The 17,942-nt window shown below is 39.8% G+C and carries 17 protein-coding genes; 10 read left to right on the top strand and 7 right to left on the bottom strand.

Features of this window, described 5'->3' with window-relative positions:
• Positions 1-63: 63 nt before the first annotated feature.
• Positions 64-1,038: an aldo/keto reductase gene (locus QQK02_RS10980; RefSeq protein ID WP_284208070.1), complete on the bottom strand. Its 975-nt coding sequence runs from the start codon at positions 1,036-1,038 to the stop codon at positions 64-66.
• Between the two features lie 121 nt (positions 1,039-1,159).
• Between QQK02_RS10980 and QQK02_RS10975 the strand changes: the two genes are divergently transcribed.
• Entirely contained in the window at positions 1,160-2,056 is an 897-nt protein-coding gene (locus QQK02_RS10975; RefSeq protein ID WP_284208069.1) for a LysR family transcriptional regulator, read from the top strand.
• Here the strand turns inward: QQK02_RS10975 and QQK02_RS10970 are convergent.
• Both QQK02_RS10970 and QQK02_RS10965 read right to left on the bottom strand, forming a co-directional pair.
• Positions 2,053-2,316: a CBU_0592 family membrane protein gene (locus QQK02_RS10970; RefSeq protein ID WP_284208068.1), complete on the bottom strand. Its 264-nt coding sequence runs from the start codon at positions 2,314-2,316 to the stop codon at positions 2,053-2,055. The two genes, QQK02_RS10975 and QQK02_RS10970, sit on opposite strands and share 4 nt — an antisense overlap.
• Positions 2,317-2,561: 245 nt before the next feature.
• Positions 2,562-5,630 (bottom strand): immune inhibitor A domain-containing protein, encoded by a 3,069-nt coding sequence (locus tag QQK02_RS10965; RefSeq protein WP_284208067.1) that lies wholly within the window; start codon positions 5,628-5,630, stop codon positions 2,562-2,564.
• A 270-nt stretch (positions 5,631-5,900) separates the two neighbouring features.
• Between QQK02_RS10965 and QQK02_RS10960 the strand changes: the two genes are divergently transcribed.
• Genes QQK02_RS10960 through QQK02_RS10950 form a run of 3 tightly spaced genes read left to right on the top strand, consistent with a single transcriptional unit; the run spans position 5,901 to position 8,197 of the window.
• Positions 5,901-6,461, top strand: coding sequence for a GNAT family N-acetyltransferase (locus QQK02_RS10960; RefSeq protein WP_284208066.1), 561 nt, complete (start codon positions 5,901-5,903; stop codon positions 6,459-6,461).
• 8 nt (positions 6,462-6,469) lie between these two features.
• Positions 6,470-7,468: a 2-dehydropantoate 2-reductase gene (locus QQK02_RS10955; protein WP_284208065.1), complete on the top strand. Its 999-nt coding sequence runs from the start codon at positions 6,470-6,472 to the stop codon at positions 7,466-7,468.
• Between the two features lie 39 nt (positions 7,469-7,507).
• Positions 7,508-8,197 carry a potassium channel family protein gene (locus QQK02_RS10950; protein ID WP_284208064.1) on the top strand — a complete coding sequence of 230 codons (690 nt, stop codon included), beginning with the start codon at positions 7,508-7,510 and terminating at the stop codon, positions 8,195-8,197.
• Here QQK02_RS10950 and QQK02_RS10945 read toward each other — a convergent pair.
• Entirely contained in the window at positions 8,187-8,591 is a 405-nt protein-coding gene (locus QQK02_RS10945) for a MerR family transcriptional regulator (protein ID WP_284208063.1), read from the bottom strand. The two genes, QQK02_RS10950 and QQK02_RS10945, sit on opposite strands and share 11 nt — an antisense overlap.
• 66 nt (positions 8,592-8,657) lie before the next feature.
• Here QQK02_RS10945 and QQK02_RS10940 point away from each other — a divergent pair, with 66 nt between their 5' ends.
• The 4 genes from QQK02_RS10940 to QQK02_RS10925 all read left to right on the top strand — a co-directional run bounded on the left by QQK02_RS10940 (position 8,658) and on the right by QQK02_RS10925 (position 11,579).
• Positions 8,658-9,887: an NADH:flavin oxidoreductase/NADH oxidase family protein gene (locus tag QQK02_RS10940; RefSeq protein WP_284208062.1), complete on the top strand. Its 1,230-nt coding sequence runs from the start codon at positions 8,658-8,660 to the stop codon at positions 9,885-9,887.
• Between the two features lie 62 nt (positions 9,888-9,949).
• Positions 9,950-10,285 carry a PadR family transcriptional regulator gene (locus QQK02_RS10935; RefSeq protein ID WP_284208061.1) on the top strand — a complete coding sequence of 112 codons (336 nt, stop codon included), beginning with the start codon at positions 9,950-9,952 and terminating at the stop codon, positions 10,283-10,285.
• Entirely contained in the window at positions 10,278-10,793 is a 516-nt protein-coding gene (locus tag QQK02_RS10930; protein WP_284208060.1) for a hypothetical protein, read from the top strand. Before QQK02_RS10935 ends, QQK02_RS10930 begins: the two co-directional genes overlap by 8 nt.
• Before the next feature lie 36 nt (positions 10,794-10,829).
• Positions 10,830-11,579 (top strand): SDR family oxidoreductase, encoded by a 750-nt coding sequence (locus QQK02_RS10925; RefSeq protein ID WP_284208059.1) that lies wholly within the window; start codon positions 10,830-10,832, stop codon positions 11,577-11,579.
• A 66-nt stretch (positions 11,580-11,645) separates the two neighbouring features.
• Here QQK02_RS10925 and megL read toward each other — a convergent pair whose 3' ends face one another.
• Complete coding sequence (megL, locus tag QQK02_RS10920; RefSeq protein ID WP_284208058.1) at positions 11,646-12,869, bottom strand: methionine gamma-lyase; 1,224 nt, start codon at positions 12,867-12,869, stop codon at positions 11,646-11,648.
• A gap of 383 nt (positions 12,870-13,252) precedes the next feature.
• Between megL and QQK02_RS10915 the strand changes: the two genes are divergently transcribed.
• Positions 13,253-14,803, top strand: coding sequence for a sigma 54-interacting transcriptional regulator (locus tag QQK02_RS10915; RefSeq protein WP_284208057.1), 1,551 nt, complete (start codon positions 13,253-13,255; stop codon positions 14,801-14,803).
• Positions 14,804-14,846: 43 nt separating this feature from the next.
• Here the strand turns inward: QQK02_RS10915 and QQK02_RS10910 are convergent, their stop codons facing one another.
• Together QQK02_RS10910 and QQK02_RS10905 are read right to left on the bottom strand one after the other, a co-directional pair.
• Entirely contained in the window at positions 14,847-16,022 is a 1,176-nt protein-coding gene (locus tag QQK02_RS10910; protein WP_284208056.1) for a hypothetical protein, read from the bottom strand.
• A gap of 154 nt (positions 16,023-16,176) precedes the next feature.
• The gene (locus QQK02_RS10905) at positions 16,177-17,085 is read right to left on the bottom strand and encodes a LysR family transcriptional regulator ArgP (protein WP_284208055.1); all 909 of its coding nucleotides are present in this window, start codon (positions 17,083-17,085) and stop codon (positions 16,177-16,179) included.
• A 108-nt stretch (positions 17,086-17,193) separates the two neighbouring features.
• Here QQK02_RS10905 and QQK02_RS10900 point away from each other — a divergent pair, with 108 nt between their 5' ends.
• Complete coding sequence (locus QQK02_RS10900) at positions 17,194-17,808, top strand: LysE/ArgO family amino acid transporter (RefSeq protein WP_284208054.1); 615 nt, start codon at positions 17,194-17,196, stop codon at positions 17,806-17,808.
• The last annotated feature ends 134 nt before the right edge of the window (positions 17,809-17,942 follow it).

The following is a 17,942-nucleotide window of genomic DNA, read 5'->3' as shown; positions in this document are numbered from 1 at the left end:
GACGTTATCTTTAAGCTGATATTGATCAGACAAATTGTCAATTAATGGATTCATCGTCAGCTCCTAAGGTAGTTCATGACCACGAGCACTCACATACAGTGCATACCAGTGCTCTCTAGACAGTGAAATTGAGTTGGCTTGTGCACAAGCGATGATTCGCTCACTATTCGTGGTACCAATAACCGTCTGAATGTTAGCTGGGTGCTTCATTAACCAAGCTAAGACAATCGCTTCCTTTGCTACTTGATATTCGGCTGCAAGCGCAGATACAAGCTCAGCTGTGGCGTGAATATTAGCTGGCTGATTTTGGATGTCACGGCCTGAAAACAAGCCTTGTGCCAAGCTACCCCAAGATTGAATTTGAATATTGTTGAGTCGACAATATTCTATGGTATTTGAAGCAAAATTTACTGGTACTTGACCAGAACAACCGCTAGTAACGGTTTCTTCTAACCAAGCGTGGTGCTGCAGACTCAGTTCGAGTTGATTGCAGATAACTTGTTGGCCGGTTGCCTGTTGTAATAAGTTAATTTGCGCATGATTCATATTTGAAACACCAAGGTGTTTAATTTTACCTTGATGTTTTAATTGTGATATCACTTCTGCGATTTCATCCATATCGGCCAGCGGATCTGGACGGTGTAAAAGTAAAATATCAAGTTGTTCAATATTAAGACGCGTTAAAATATTCTCAACACTCTGTGCTATCCATTGCTTTGAAAAGTCATAGCGTTTCGGGCCATGTTCGTCTTCAAATCGAATACCACATTTAGATTGAATAATTAGCTGGTCTTTAAGATCAGGACGTTGTTTTATGACTTCGCCAAAAGCTTGCTCTGCTTTTCCAAGTGTATAAATGTCGGCATGGTCAAAGGTGTTTATCCCTTGAGCTAAGCACGTATCAATGACATCGTTAGCTTGTTGAATGTCATTTTGGCTAACTGGGTTGTTATTCCAACCCCCGCCTAAGCCCATTGCGCCATAGACAATTCGGCTTGCTTTTGGCTGGTGGTGTTGAAGAGGTAGTTGATCAGTCACGGTTAAATACTCATCTGAAAAAAATCTGACGTTATTATCGTTTAATCGTCAATTAGATGGTATATCTAAAAAACGAACTTATTGTTCACTATATAGTACAATGGCTTTGTTAGGAGGGAGCATGAGCCATAATCACAAAAAACTAGAACGCTTAATGTTATTTCATGAAGTAGCAAAACAATTAAGTTTTACTCAGGCAGCGATTAGATTAGGCATTTCCAAAAGTCATTTGTCTGCACAAATAAGACAGCTAGAGTTAGACATGAATACACCGTTGCTCGTGCGCTCAACTCGAAGCGTTAAATTGACAGAGCAAGGCAAGGAAATAGCCAAAGGAACACATAACATTCATGCATCGCTGCTTAATATTGAGCGCTCTGTGCTTTCAGGTCATGATGAAGTTGCAGGAACAATTAAGTTCACAGCACCACGTTTATTTACCGAATGTTACTTGCTAAAAATTTGCCAAGCATTTAAGGCACAATACCCTGACGTTAGTTTTTCTATTGATTGTAGTTATACCTCTCATGATTTAAACCAAAGTGACTTTGATCTAGCTTTTAGAGCAACGCGAACGCCACCTGAAAATATGATCGCTAAAGCGTTATTACCCTATAAAACATCTTGTTATGCTTCGCGAAAGTATATCGATAATTATGGGCAACCATTGCAAGTGACCGACTTAAAAGCGCATCAATGCCTTGCCGGGCAAGATCAGCAACAGTGGGAATTTAAAGACGGAAGTATGGATATTTGCGGTTGGATGCAAATTAATGACAACGGTTTGCTAAAGCAGTTAGCCTTGGCAGGAGAGGGTATTATCAAAGTACCTGAGTACTTTGTAAAAAAAGAGGTAGCACTGGGAGAGTTGCTACCTGTATTGCAACATCAAAGCTTGCAAGAGCGAGCCATATTCATGGTTTACCCACAAGTGATTTTTCAATCAAAAAAAATAAAAACCTTCATCGAATATGTATTCAATGAATTAAAAAATATTGAGCTGTCTGAAAAAAATTAAGAAGCGATTTCGTCTGACTTTTGGCTACGCCAGTAGTTAACCAAACCAATAATTGAAGCCGCGATCCAAAATAACTCTATGACAAAGCTTGCTAAGTTAAAACTGTAGCAAAGACTAATTAACAGCAAGATCGCGCCAATAAGGTTCATTAAATTGTAAGTTAAACTGGTTGGTGTAATTTTCTTTAACTGTAATAAGAAAAAACAACCGACGACTAAAAAAGTGCCAGACATACCTATGATGTCGAACAATAAGTCCATGGGAATACTCCAAGCTAAGAAGTGTGATCCAAATTGCTGGCCCTATCCGTGGGAAGGATCTTCTCTTGTCCGTGAAACAGCTTGTCGTTGCTAAATGTTTAAGACTGTCGTTATTGATTAGTGCCAACATTTGAGCGAAGTGTATTATAATCAGGCGCAACTAAATGTAAATAGTTAAATACCGCGTTGTTAATAAAAAAAGCCAACATTATGTTGGCTTTTTTATGTACTACGCTAAAAACCGTTTACTTGATAAATTTTCTGCGTAAACCTGCCGCCATGATAATTAACAACCAAGCCATCGTACCACCACCTGAACTTGACGAGGTCGGCGTTGTTGGTGTTGTTGGAGTCGTTGGTGCCGTCGGCGCAGTGACCGTGACAGTAATTGACTCTTGTGCTTCTGTACCGTTGCCATCTGTTACCGTTAGATTAGCCGTATACGTGCCACCTGAGGCATAAGTATGATTTGGGCTAGCAATGTCTGACGTGTTGCCATCACCAAAGTCCCATGCGTAGGTGTAATCGGCACTACCACCTGAAACCGTCGATACAAAGTTAACCGTTAGCCCAGAGAATGTGCGACTAATAGAAAGTGCTAACTCATCAACAATGTCAACATTTAATGTTGCTACCAATTGCTGATTGATTTCATCTGTTACCGTCAACGTAACGTCGTAGTTATTTTCTGACTCATACTCGTGTGAAGCCGACTGGCCTGCAACAATGTCTTCACCGTCACCAAAATCCCAACGGTAAGTTAAATCGCCAACACCACCAGTCACATCAGCATCCACGGTAATGCTTAAGCCAGTTCTATTGGCAACAATTTCACCTGTTATAGCATCGCCGACAGTAACTGATTTACTCGCCATTTGAGTACCAGATGCTGCTGTATAGCTTACTTCAACATCATAATTGCCAGCACTTGCATAAGTATGACTAATCGAACGGCCGGTAAGAGCCGTACCATCACCTAATTGCCATGCAATGCTACTTTCATCACTAACATCTGTCGCATCTAAACTCATGTCTACGGTCAAACCTTGACGATCTGCTATAACACGTTTCATGCCGCCATTATTAAAGGTTAAATCTGCCGTACTAAAGTCAGCGTTCATACTGTCAACAGACATTGTCATGCCGACAAACGGTAGGTTAATACCAGATTCAGGTTGAGCTGGGAATGAGTAATCCAAGCTATCATCGAATAGGCTAAAGGTACTTGTTTCGGTATCGAAAGATGTAGCGTCATGTGGTGTGGTTCTGAAGGCTGCATCTGAAATTTGCGTTGATGTGCCATATAGTCGACCACTTGTTGATTTAATTGGACGTTGATCCGCATCGACAACACCGACCATGACTTGACCAGGGTGATTGTTTACTTGGTTATTTGCTGTACCTGTATCGTTGTACCAAAGTAAAACACCAGGGTGGTAATCGCGAGAACCTAATTCACTATCTGTATCGCTATAGTCTCTTAACTGAACGTAATAATGATGAGCTGCACCGTCAATAGAGTCAGTAATGCGATTGAAACCATCTAGCGTGTAACCTGTATCAGTTTCTGCGCCTAATGAAGAAACATTTGTATCACCAGCGTCAATTGACAAATCATCCGCCATAAAACCGTAACCACCTTCGAATTGGTCAGTTTTGTATAAAAATGAAATGGTAACGGTTTGGCCGGCAAAATCTGCTAAGTCAAAGGTTAAATCAACCCAGCCTAAATCGCCTTCACTACCACTAATGTCGACTGAGTCGCCGGTTATGAAGTTAGAAATGCTAGGGTGAAATTCATTCGTTACTTTCGTGTGATTACCTACAATTGCTACGTCATCAACTTTTACTTGTAAATAGTCATAATCAACTTCGATATTCCAGCGCGCTTTCATGCTTAATACTGCAGCATCTGCTGGCAAGGTAACATCAAAACTTAAAGTGTTCGTTTTTTCATCGCCATTACCTGACCAGAATTGGTATGAACCTGAATAAGGTGCGCCTATGCTCACTTGTTGCTCTGGCAACATCACTTTAATTTGGTTAACACTGCTATCATGAGTTGTTGCTGAAGCTATCGTTGCTGCATGCGTCGTGATATCTTCGAACTCAACAACTTCTTGGTTGATCCAGTTTCCGCCGTAACGTGTTTGAAAGTAGTCACGGGCAAATGGACTAAACGATACTGGAGAAGTACCTGCAGGGTTACCAACCCAGCTCCCTGATGCCATAACGGACCAATTGCCAACTGGCGAACCATACTGGCCATTGGCAGTATCGTACTCATCAGGTACACCTAAGTCATGACCAAATTCATGAACAACGACACCGGTCGCTGCATCAATTGGGTTAATTGTATAGCCAAACAAACGAATGTCTGAACCTGGTACGTCAACGGGTTGATTATTTTCATCAAACACGAAGAAGCGATGAGACCAAATAGCATCGTCACCTAGTACACCGCCACCTGCTTCTTCACCAACACTCGAGTGAAATAACATCACGTGATCGATAATGCCATCTGGCTCATTAATGTTGCCATCACCGTCAATATCAAAATAATCTGTTTGGTCGTATTCAGATAAATCAATTTGCTGCTCGGCAACTGCTTTAGTGACGGCTTCTAATACTAGCGCTGGAACGTCAAGATCATCACCGGTATCATCATTTGCACCGTAGTCTGCCGCATCGTTATCGGCTCTAATCCAACCAACGGTATTACCGGTAAAGTTTAATGTCTCACCAGACTCTTCTTGATAAAACTGGTAAGCCGACTCAATTGTTTGACCACTTGGGCCCGCATAGCCAGTTGTCGAAAAGAGTAAATCAGTGTAGTGATCTTGTGAGTAATCGTCATAATACATGTCTGTATCACTTGCTGATAAACGATTTTCGTTGTACGGCAAGTCAGGGAAATCAACCATGATTGCTAATACTTTTACCGTATTCGTAACGACACTACTTGCAGATTTTTGCTGGCTAAATAAACGCTGTTTTTGAAACTTAGGTGAAAGTTCGTCACCTGCAAGTGCGAGTCTTGTACCGTGTTCAGCGTCCATCACTTTAGCGCCAAACTCGCCTGATAACTTTGGAATTTCGAAATTTTTACCTGACAAGTAGCGTTTTAATGCCGCTTTTTTAGTTGTTTCATCAGCAAGTGGCGATAGTTCACCGCGCTTTTCTAACCAATAGATAATGCGCGCTTCATTAATTAACGCAGGATCTGCTGGTGATGAGTGGTGTCCACCAGACCAAGCTGGACTGGACATAATAACGCTTGCTAAGGCAAGGCTGGTTAACTTTCCTCTAAACATTTTAACTTCTCTCCGATGACTTCCATATCATTTATTTTATGATCTAAGCATAGCAATAAAATGCTAAACATCATGCTTTGAACAAGCATAATAACGGCAGTTTCTATGAAAAAAAAGCTAAATGTTAACTTTTTGTTAATGTTTATTTTGTTTGAATTGTTGTTCGCATTTTAAACGATTGAAATTTATCACATGTGAGCCAACCGGCTTACTAGTAATTCATGATACTGCAAGGTATGGTGAGAAAAATAAAAACAATAAGGAAGTAGTATGCAAGTTTCATCATCTATCGTAACAGCACTAAATCAACTCGATATCAATACATCTAGACTTCATATTGAAAAGCTTAAAGAGCGACACAGAGACGATTGCTTAAGGCATGAGCAAGATGCTGAGTTATTAAAATATATTAAAGACGTGCCAAGCAAAGATGATGCGATGGCACTCGTATCGTCATCGATTGCCAAGTGGCAGGGCGAAGAAGGCACATGGCTAACATTTGCAATTGAAGAGTCAGCAACCAATCGTTATATCGGTGAAGTATTTTGCCGTTATGAGTCTGTTGATTTTAAGAGAATCGAAATTGGTTTTCGTTTAGCAAAAGACTTTCATCAACAGGGTTATATGACCGAAGCGCTTACCGCATTTATTGACGCGCTTAAAGCAATTATCAATCCTGTAAAAATTGTTGGCTATTGCGTCGCAGACAATATTGCATCAAAGAAGACCATGGAAAAGCTCGGGCTAGAACAAGAGGGCATACTTAAAAAGTACTCAACGCTCAATGGTGTTTGGCATGACGAGCGTGTTTTTGGCTTAGTAGTGGGGTAATCATAAGTATGCGAGTTGCTATTTTCGGTGCTGGTGCAACAGGGTGTTACCTCGGTGGTAGGCTCAGCAATGCTGGCATTAATGTCACACTTATCTGTCGTGAAAAAGTCAAAAAAGCCATTGAAGCGAATAATGGAATAGGCCTTTCAGATTATTTGGGCAGTCGGTTTCGTGTCATGCCAAATAAGTTGGTTGTAGCCGTTGAGGAGCTTAAAGCAGCTGAAGCCATCTTCGATGTTGTGTTTGTCATGCTTAAATGCCAGCAAGTTAATGGTATTGCTCAAGATCTGCTTAACATATCTGATGAGCACACTGATATTGTCTTTATGCAAAATGGCATTGGTAGTTTTGATGATATCAGATCATCTATGCCTGCAAGAAAGCTATATCAAGGCGTGACAAGTTTCAACGTGCTTGCAATGGACAATTGTGTTTATCATCAAGGAACGGAAGGTGGTATCGTCTGCCAATCGTTTCGACATAGCGATATCTTGCAAAAAGCCCTTAATCAACAGCATGAATTTTTTGAATGTGTTGAGGACATTCGTTGTGTCATTTATTCCAAGCTACTGTTAAATCTAAATAATGCACTTAACGCAATTGCTAATCTTCCATTAAAAGAAGAACTAGAACACATTAAATATCGTAAAGTGCTCGCTGGGGCAATGAAGGAATGGCTCGCGGTTGTGAAGCATGAGCAAATTGCGTTAACGCAATTTACCCAAGTTAAGCCCCATTGGATCCCAAAGCTCTTAACGTTGCCAAACTGGCTTTTTACGCGTATCGCAAAGCAAATGCTAACAATCGATCCAAAAGCTCGCTCGTCAATGTGGCAGGATATTCACGATGGAAAAGCAACTGAAGTCGACTACCTTAACGGCGCGGTAGTCAAGCTTGCAAAAAATTACGGTATTAAAACACCGATTAATAGCGCCATTGTGCAAATGATCAAGCAACTTGAACAGGGTGAAGTCGTTGATTTTGACTTGGTTAATTTTAATAATTAGATACACTGGTTTCAGTAACAAATTTTTAGATAGGTTGATATGGCAAAGCTTCATGCGATTACACACAGAGATAACTTCTTTTATTTAACGTTTTCGTTGACGATTTTGCTATTTGGCGTTGCGTTGTCACATCAGTTTTTTGATGCGTCGAGTCAGCGATTGATGTTATCAAGTATCTCTTTGGTGTTATTAGTGTCAGTGCTTGGCGTAAAAGAGAAATTAAACTTTAGAAAACCTGCGGTATTTTTACCTGTCGCTATTTGTATTTTTATCATGATTGGCTATCAAGTGAATATTTACAACTTTGATATCATCCAGCTGATAATGCTCGCCATTTTCTTTAGTTACATGATTTACAATGTCGCTGTACAAGTTATTTTCTCGGGCCCTGTCGATCTTAACAAAATACTTGGTTCTATCTGTTTGTATTACCTTGTTGGATTAACCTTCGCTATTATCTATACCCTTTGTCAGATGACAATAGGGCCAGCTTTTAGCAATACAACGGAAACCCAGCAGTGGTATTTAATCTTGCCCGACTATATCTACTTTTCATTTGTCATATTATCGACTGTAGGATTTGGTGACATTACGCCAATTCAGCCAATTACCAAGTTCTTAGCGTATTTCGAAGCCATTATTGGTCAGTTTTATTTAGCGATCCTGGTAGCAAGCTTGGTGAGCTCAGCGGCAACTCAATGGCGAACAAAAGTTGAGATTAAAAAGTAGTCGAGTTAACGAGTTGAGCAAGCTCTTCAGCGCCCATGCACTCACCTTGCTGCCATAATTGGTTTAATCGCTTCTCTAATATTGAGATATTTTTGTGATTGATTTGAAGCTCGCCTATCAGTGTTTCGACTTCTCTTTTTCGCAGAGCTAATGTGTGCAAGATAGCTTTATGATCTAACGCTTCTTGCTCGCCGATGAGTTGCGTTATGTCATCTAAACTAAAGCCTAATTGTTTACAAAGCTTTATTTGGGTTAATCGATTTAGTGCCTGTTCACCGTATAATCTATAACCTGCATGTGTGCGTTCAACAGGCGCAATTAAGCCTTTTTGCTCATAAAAACGAATACTTGATTGGCTAAAGCCCGATTGTTTTGCTAATTGACCAATCCTCATAGTCTTGACCTTAAAGTTAACTTTAAGGTTATGCTAGCGTTATTCTACTAGATTGAGAAGTGAAAAATGACAGAAAAAGCATTTGATGAGATTACCTTAGCTAGCGGTCTCAAGCTGAAAAACCGATTAGTAAAAGCCGCAATGGAAGAAAGTCTTGGTAATGAAAAGCAACAACCAGATAGATGCATTGAACGATTATATCATCAGTGGGCACAAGGTGGCGTTGGCTTGATTATTACTGGCAACGTTATGGTAGATAAACTGGCTATGACGGGCCCTGGTGGGCTGGCTCTTGAAGATGAAGCGAACGTACTTGCCTTTGCTCGTCAAGCGCAGGCGGGCCAAAAAAATGATGCCAAAATTATTATGCAGATAAATCATCCTGGCAGACAGGTCTATAAAAAAATGCGCGGCAAAGTGCTCTCACCTTCAGCGATACCGTTAAATCTAGGCAAGCATTCTTCTCTTTTTGGCGTACCTAAAGCGATGACTGAAGAAGAGATTGAAGATGTCATTGCTAGGTTTGTAAAAACCGCTTTGCTAGCAGAACAAGCAGGCTTTAATGGGGTACAAATTCATGCTGCACATGGCTACCTTATCTCGCAATTCCTTTCACCTTTAGTCAACCAACGTGAAGATAGTTGGGGTGGAAACCTAGAAAACCGCGCTAAACTTTTACTTCAGGTCGCCGAGGGAATTAAGTCTGCTGTTAGCCCTTCATTTTCACTCTCTGTGAAGCTCAATTCGGCAGATTTCCAGCGCGGTGGTTTCGATGTTGACGACGCCAAGCAAGTTGTCGAAATGTTATCAGATGTCGGGATCGACTTCGTTGAGCTCTCAGGCGGAAGCTATGAAGCTGCTGCTATGCAAGGCGTAACAAAAGACGGGAGAACGTTAGCAAGAGAGGCATATTTTTTAAGCTTTGCAGAACAAATCGCTAAAGATACACAGTTGCCTATTATGACAACCGGTGGCGTTACACAACTCTCAACCGTAAAACAAGTCCTTGATACAAAAGTTGAATTAGTTGGCATTGCGTCCGCTTTAGCTTTTGAGCCAAATCTAGTCAATACGTGGCAACAAAACCCATCTCATCAAGCGACGATTTTACAGCCGAGCTTTAAAGATAAAACACTAAAGGCCTTAGCTACCATGGCAATTGTAAGGCGACAATTAATTCGTTTGGGTCAAGGGAAGCGAGTTCAAAATAGCCAATGTAGCACGGTAACACTAGTGAGAGATCAACTGCGCGCAGCAAGATTAACCAAGCGATATTTGAGATCCGTTAAGCGGTAAGTTGACATACCTAGAATCGCTATGTATCTTTATACCTAGATGTTCTAGGTATGGTTTGTAATATGGATTTACCCAAAGATATGGTGGCAGCTTCAGCAACCCCTTTAATTTTAGCTATTTTAAATAACGCCGATAGTTATGGATATGACATTATTGCGCAGGTTAAAGGGTTGTCTGATGGGGAAATGCAGTGGGCTGATGGTATGTTGTACCCAATAATGCATCGCCTTGAGAAAAAAGAACTCATTACATCTTACTGGGGACAGTCTGAAACAGGCCGTAAACGCAAGTACTATCAAATTACGTCGATAGGGCAAGAATCACTAATTTCACTGACCAATAATTGGCGGAAATTAAATGACATGTTGCAAAACTTAGTAGGAGAAAATAATGTTTGATCTTAACGAGCAAGTAAATCAATGGTTTAATACACTAAAGAATGCAAGAGCGATTGATGAGCAAAATATTGATGAATTAAAAGACCACCTATTTAGTGAAATAGAAGCACAAATTGCATTGGGTAAAAGCCAAGAAGAAGCTTTTTTTATTGCAACAGCGTTACTTGGTGACCAACAACAACTTAAGCAAGAATTTATCAAGAATAAACAAAAACTGTTTAAGTTATGTCAACAACAAGAAGATGCAAGTTTTGACGAGCTATTATTGAAGCAAGAAGAAAAACAGCAAAAGGGCTTATCTAAAATGTTGATTGGCAATGCGATTATTTGGGCAAGTGCCATGATTGGTACCGCTTTACTTGTCAAAGGGCATGATAATAGTCAGTCGATTACCATGTTGTTAGTGGCACTGTGGTTTGCTTCAACCTATTTGTTTGGTGACATGAAAAAAGTCGCGAAGGCGGAATGTCAGTATTTTAGAAAAGTGCTAGGTTTTCAAAAAACGTAATATTTAAATTAAAACCCAAAAGAAGAAGAATAATTGATGGTTAGAAAAAATATATTAATTACAGGTGCGAGCTCTGGGCTCGGTTACACGATGGCGACGTTATATGCAAAACAGGGCCGAAATTTGGCTCTGTGTGCTCGACGTATTGAGCGTCTAGAAACACTTAAAGCATCACTGCTGGCGATAAACCCTAATATTCAGGTTGAAATATATAGCTTGGACGTTAACCAACACGAAGATGTATTTACTGTGTTTAAAAAAGCGCAGCATGACTTTGGTCAGCTTGATCGCATTATTGTTAATGCAGGTATGGGGAAGGGGGCATCTATTGGCACCGGTTACTTCCAAGCAAACTTACAAACGGCACAAACAAATTTTATTGCTGCGATTGCACAATGTGAAGCGGCAATGGAGATTTTCAGAGAACAAAATGCCGGGCATTTAGTGACGATATCGTCAATTAGCGCTGTTCGAGGTTTCAGACGTGCATTGACCGTTTATGCGGCCACAAAATCAGGCCTTAGCACGTTAACAGAGGGGATTCGAATAGACGTGATGAACACGCCGATTAAGGTGAGTTGCATACATCCAGGTTTTATTAAGAGTGAAATCAATGAAAAAGTAGAAAAAGTGCCATTTATGGTAGATACCGAAACAGGATGTCGTGCAATACTTGGCGCAATAGAAAAAGAAAAGGCCAATGCTTTTGTACCTAGTTATCCATGGGCTATTTTGCATCGAGTATTGCGAATAGCGCCTGATAGCTGGATAAGAAAAATGAGTTAACATTTTTAATGTTAACTCATTGGTTTAAACTCATTGTTTTGAACTTAGTGTGTTAGCGGTATTATGTTAAGCAACTTGCTTAGGCATACCTTGGTGCTTAATCAACTTCTCAAAAGCCTGATTTAAATCTGCAGTAATATCGTTTACATGCTCTAAACCAACCGAGATTCTAATAAGTGTATCGCTAATACCTGCCGCCTCTCTTTCCTCAGGCGTATAAGGTGAATGGGTCATTGAGGCGGGATGTTGAATTAAAGATTCCGCATCGCCCAAGCTTACGGCTATTGATAAAAGCGCCATTTGGTCAATAAAAAATGCGCCATCTTCTAGACTACCGTCAAGCTCAAAAGCAATCACGCCACCAGCCGCTTTCATTTGGTTGCCTATAAACTTGTGACCTGGGTGCGATTTCAAACCTGGGTAATAAACCTGTTTAATACTTGGATGACTTTCTAGGTATTCAGCAATTTGTTGTGCATTTTGACAATGCCTATCCATACGAATAGGTAAAGTTTTTAATCCGCGAATAATTAACCACGCATCGTGTGGACTCATGGTCGCACCGATATCTTTTAATGATGTCATTTTGATTTCGGTGATCATTTCTTCACTACCACAAATGATTCCAGCGACCACATCACCATGACCATTTAAATACTTTGTCGCACTGTGAATAATAAGATCGAAGCCAAACTGAGCTGGTTTTTGCAGGTAAGGCGTTAAAAAGGTGTTATCGACAATACTTATCAATTGGTGCTGATTAGCTATCTTGCCTATTGCCGCCAAATCGAGAACGACAAGGTTTGGGTTAATTGGCGTTTCAAGAAAAATAACTTTCGTATTTGGCTGAATAGCACGTGTAATGTTTTCTGGTTCTGTCATGTCAACAAAGCTAACTTCAATACCAAACTTAGTCAGCATGTGGCTCATCAATGCAAATGAGCAACCATAAACTGCTTTTGAAGAGATTAAATGATCGCCAGCACTTAAATTTGCAAGCAACGCTGCAGAGACCGCACCCATGCCAGTTGCGGTTGCGGCAGCTGATTCTGTGCCTTCTAAGGCTGCAACGGTTTGTTCTAACTGTGTCGTTGTTGGGTTACCTAAACGTGAGTATATATACCCTTGTTCTTCTCCTGCAAACCGCTTAGCGCCTTGTTGGGCGTTTTCAAAGGTAAATGTTGATGTTTGGTATAAGGGGGTTGCTAACGAGCCAAATTGTTCGTCTTTAATTGAGCCTCCATGAATTGCTTTCGTTTCAATTTGAAAATGTTCTTGGTGCTTTGACATTGATATGTTCCTGTTGTTAACCCTTGTGATAGTTTTTGTTTTATTGCTCACAAGGCTTGTTGTAATGGTTTGCTAATGGTTAACGTTATTTTTATTGGTTTCCATGTAGCGTATTGTTGATACAGCAAGAATGTAGCCATTATATTTTTATTTAATATTTTCAGGTGGTTAAGTTGTTTTTGTGGTGGCTATGTAAGCGTATATTAGTATTTTGTAATTTTTTTATTACAATGTGGGGAGATATCAAGCAGTAGATGAATCTATTGAGCGTTATATATAAATCTAAAGGTATTTATATCCTGCTTTAGAGGCTTTGTAGCATGCTTGCTTATTATTTAATAAGTGTCATAATTTGATTACTTGGTGTAATTAATATGTGACAAATGAAAGTAGCAATACGATTAGAAGACCAAATAGGGGTTTCTCAAAAAGTGCTAACCGTTATCGCGAGTAATGGTTGGAACTTAGTTTCCATGGAAGTTGAAACGGGCATTATTTATATGCACCTAGAAGGTGTCAAGCAAACCTTGTCACAAATTTCACACGCATTAACAACAATTAATGAATTCCTAGGTTGTGATGAAATTGATGCAATGCCGAGTACATTGAAAGAAACCCACCTACAAGCGTTACTTGCTCGCATCGCTGAGCCTATTTTAGATATCGATAAAACCGGTATTGTTATCTCCGCAAATGAGTCAACGTTGAAACTATTCGGCTCTCAAAAAGTTGTAGGTAATCGTCTTAAAAGCTTAATAAACATTACCCAACAAGAGTATCAACGAAAGTCCGGTTGCAGTATATCGGTTAACGTTAATCATCAATCTTATATTGCAGACGTAAGCCCTGTTTATAATGAAGGAGACTATCAGGGCGCATTGATCATGTTGCGAGAAACTAAGGCGCTAGGTAGGCAATTGGCAGCGTTACAAAATGCTAAACCAGTAGAAGACGGTATCGAGTCGATCTTGAGTCAGTCAACGGCAATGTCTGCTATTAAAGACCAAGCTTCACGTTTTGCTCAACTTGACCTACCTGTGTTATTGCGAGGTGAAACAGGAACAGGTAAGGAGCTACTTGCTCGCGCGATTCATCAAGGTTCCAATCGTTCACAACAGCCGTTTTTAGCGATAAATTGTGCAACGTTACCGGAACATTTACTAGAAAGTGAACTCTTTGGTTATCAAGCTGGCGCTTTTACTGGTGCAAGTAAAGGTGGTAAACCTGGTCTTTTGGAACTAGCTGAAGGCGGAACGGTATTCTTAGATGAAATCGCTGAAATGTCGGTCTATTTACAAGCAAAACTGTTGCGCTTTTTGGAAAATTACCAGTTTAGGCGTGTAGGTGGTACGCAAGAGCTTAATGCCAACGTAAGAATCATATCGGCTACTCATCAAGATTTAGAACGAAACATTGTTGAACAACAATTTCGTGAAGATTTATACTATCGTTTAAATGTACTCTCTATCAGTATTCCCGCATTGAGAGAGCGTATAGATGATTTAGCTATATTGATCCCACATTTTCTCGAGTTGGCGGCTAAGCAAGTCAATTTGCCGGTTCCTACTATTACCCACAGCGGTTATCAAGAGCTTGCAGCATATCCATGGCCAGGTAATATTCGCCAATTACAAAATAGTTTATTTCGCCTTGTAGCTCTCGCCAATAGCAATGTGTTAACTGAAACAGATATAAAGCAGGTGCTAAAAGAGTTTGGTCAGTCAAACGCTCAAGGCGCGAATGTTAATCAACTTGAAGTCAGCAAGGTTGAATATCGTGATTGTGAAAACTGGCAAGCAGCGCAAAACAAATTCGAACAGTTGTTACTTGAACAATTATTACCTGAATTTCCAACAACTAGATCACTAGCAAAACGTTTGGGTGTATCTCACAATAAAATTGCCATGAAGTTAAGAAAACATGACCTTAATTAACCTAAATTCGACAGTGCATTTGCACTGCCGAACTCATCTTTAGTTAACTGAAAATTGCTTTCATTAAGTTAATAGCATCTGTTACTGATTTACCCGCTTGCACACTTTTGATTATTGAGTCACGCATACCTTTGACGAAATCTGGTGTGTCGTCATTTTCAAGTGCTTGATCGACGAGCTGCTCTGCAGAGGCTTTCGTTCTTTTCGTTGTTGTCGAACGGGATGTTGTTTTCGTAGGTTTATTGAGTAACTTGAGATAATTTGATTGGCTTGCGATATTTTCATCAGCGTAACAAAACATATCAAGCAGAATTGCTCTGTTTTCCCAAAGTATGATTTCTGTTTCATTTTCCGGTCGAGCTTGTTGCCACCAGGTGTTTTGTCGTATTGTTGCTATCATTTCATGCCAGTATTCGGCGAATGCTCTGTCTACTTGCTGGCTGATTTTGGTAACACCTAAGCCTTGGCAAATGCTATCTAATTTTGCATTTGTTAAAACAACGAACTGATCAGGTCTTAGCATGCCTAACAATCGCGTTGCTGGCATAAAAGGAATTTTCTCATCAGGTAAATGTTGCGTAAAAAGGGCTTTGTAGGCTTCAACAAATGCAAAATATTGATTCTCACTGACCGGGCCATTATTTGGTATCAGTTCTAAAAGTTGGCAAACATCATGAGATTGTTCATTGAAGAGTTTAACAAATGACTTTGCCCCTTTTGTAGCGCCAAACCATTCAACATCAAAAGTATAAACACTCGGATCATGCTTGGCTGTATGTTTACCGATAAATGCTAGACGATCTTCTTCTATCCATTCACTATAAGGTGTTTCAAGTTTTCTTTTCAGGTAAGCGAGAAGCCCAAGGCGCTCTTGTAACGCATGTCGGGTCGCATTTTGTTCGATAAAAGCATTGAATATAGGCCATGGCATAACACGGCTCAATTTTATCTGAATGACACTAATAGCTTGTACCAGAGTATCTTCTAGCTTTTTTAATGGTTTAAACTGATGATCATCTAACAGTGCTAGGTTTAAGTCTTCTTGGCATATTCTATGAAATTCTTGACACCAATCTAAGAAATTTTCAGGGTAAGTAACTACCTTCACCGCCATAAAGTTTAAGCTTAATTCAGCAACATACTTCAATACTTGTTGATAGTATTGATTTTGCGTATCTGTTAAGTTCATTTGTACAGGCGAGGTGAGTAGTTTTTTCATTAAGTAAGTCTTAGCTTTCAGGTATTCAAAATAGGCGCGCATGATACTGAAATAGGCCGATGGTTCAAGTCTTAATACGGTGAATTGCGTGGTCTAGCGAGTAACTGCCTAATTAGTCGTCAAATTGATAGATTTATCGCCACATAATCTAGAATTACGCGTCGTTTTTAAGTAAGTTTTGACCGTAACTTACAATGGTATCTGAAACTAATTTATGGATACCGCGTTCCAAATGCCAACTGTGCCAATACAATTGTTGTTTAATTCGTAATTCTGGGGCTAGATCAACGAGTGTTCCTTGTTCAAGTAATCTTTGAACTTGCGTTGTCGGCAACAAACCATATGCAACTCCTGCAGTACACATACTGACAAAAGCTTCTGAACTTCTTACTTGATGGCGAGGGTAATCGTAACCGTTTAGGCTAAAATGATTTTTAATAAAGTCGATATGCATTTTATCCGAGCTATCAAAACTGATGGCAGGGGCATGTATCAAAGACTTTTGATTTACTCCGTCTTTAAAGTAACGTTTAATAAATTCATCATTGGCGCACAATACATAATCTAATTCGCCGATATGGCGTGCTTTGCCGCCAGAAAAACTCGTTGGCTGGCTGCTTATTGCGCCAAATACTTCACCTTTTTTCAATCGTTCGTGGCTTATTTCTTCATTACTTACTTTTAGATCAAGGGCGATATTATGCTGTTTAAGCAGTGGACTGATAGCTGGAATAAACCAGCTTGCAAGGGTGTCGGCATTTAACGCAATGGCAATTTGTGTTGTCTTGCTAGTGAGCTCTGGTCTTAGCTCACTAAGCAATGAGTTTTCTAGTTGCTTAATTTTTTGATAATGAGAAAGCAGTTTTTGCCCTATGGTGGTTGCTTCAATAGGGCTACTTCTGATCAATACCGGCTGGGCTAACCATTGCTCAAGTTGTTTTATACGCTGTGACACCGCCGACTGGGTGATATGAAGCTTAGTTGCTGCACCTTCAAAACTTTGCTCAGTAATAATACTATCAAGTGCGGCAACCAGTTTATAGTCAAGCTTTTCAATATCCATCTTCAAACCTAAAACGATATAAGTAAAGCTAATAATAAATTAAATTTATTAATTTTACTTAATTCTCTTCGCACTCTAAGCTTACGCTATTGTTTGTTAAGGGAGAGTATGATGTTAATTACTATGTTTAAAGGTTTCGTTATTGGTGCGGGTTTAATTATTCCAATTGGTGCACAAAATGCTTATGTTTTAAGCCAAGGTATAAAGAGAAATTATCATATTCTAGCCGCAACTATCTGTATCATATGTGATTTTATTTTAATGTCACTTGGTGTGTTTGGTGGTGGCGCATTGCTAAACTCTCATCCAGTTATCTCATACACGGTAACTATTTTAGGTATCGCCTTTTTAACTTTTTATGGTGCACTTTTCTTCAAAAGTTTCTATGTTGCAAATAACGATGAAATGGCAAAAGAGATGTCACTAGCGACCAAAAAGACAGTGATTTTTACTACTCTTGCTGTCACTTTATTAAATCCACATGTCTATTTAGATACCGTGGTACTCATCGGCAGTATTAGTGGGCAGTTTGCAGTAGAAGAGCGTTTATTCTTTCTATTTGGTACCTTGTTGGCATCTTTATCGTGGTTTTATGCGTTATCACTTGGCGCCGCTAAGATGTCGCCTTGGTTATCGAAACCCCATGTTCAGCGCATAATAAATTTAGTTGTTGCAATGATTATGTGGGCTATTGCAATAAGTTTGGCGATGACACTGAGTTAACCTAGCGTTTATAATTTTTGGTTTGCGTTGATGGAACAGAACCGTCGGCTATGAACAGCAAACATCAGTAGTTAATGTCATTGGTGGGGAATAATAAACTGAAGATTGGTTTTATAATACACGCCAACAAGGCT

Source organism: Thalassotalea eurytherma (assembly GCF_030161415.1).
In the GTDB taxonomy this organism is placed as follows: domain Bacteria; phylum Pseudomonadota; class Gammaproteobacteria; order Enterobacterales; family Alteromonadaceae; genus Thalassotalea_G; species Thalassotalea_G eurytherma.
The sequence above is the reverse complement of the archived record's forward strand: the minus strand, read 5'-3'. Positions and strand labels throughout refer to the sequence as shown.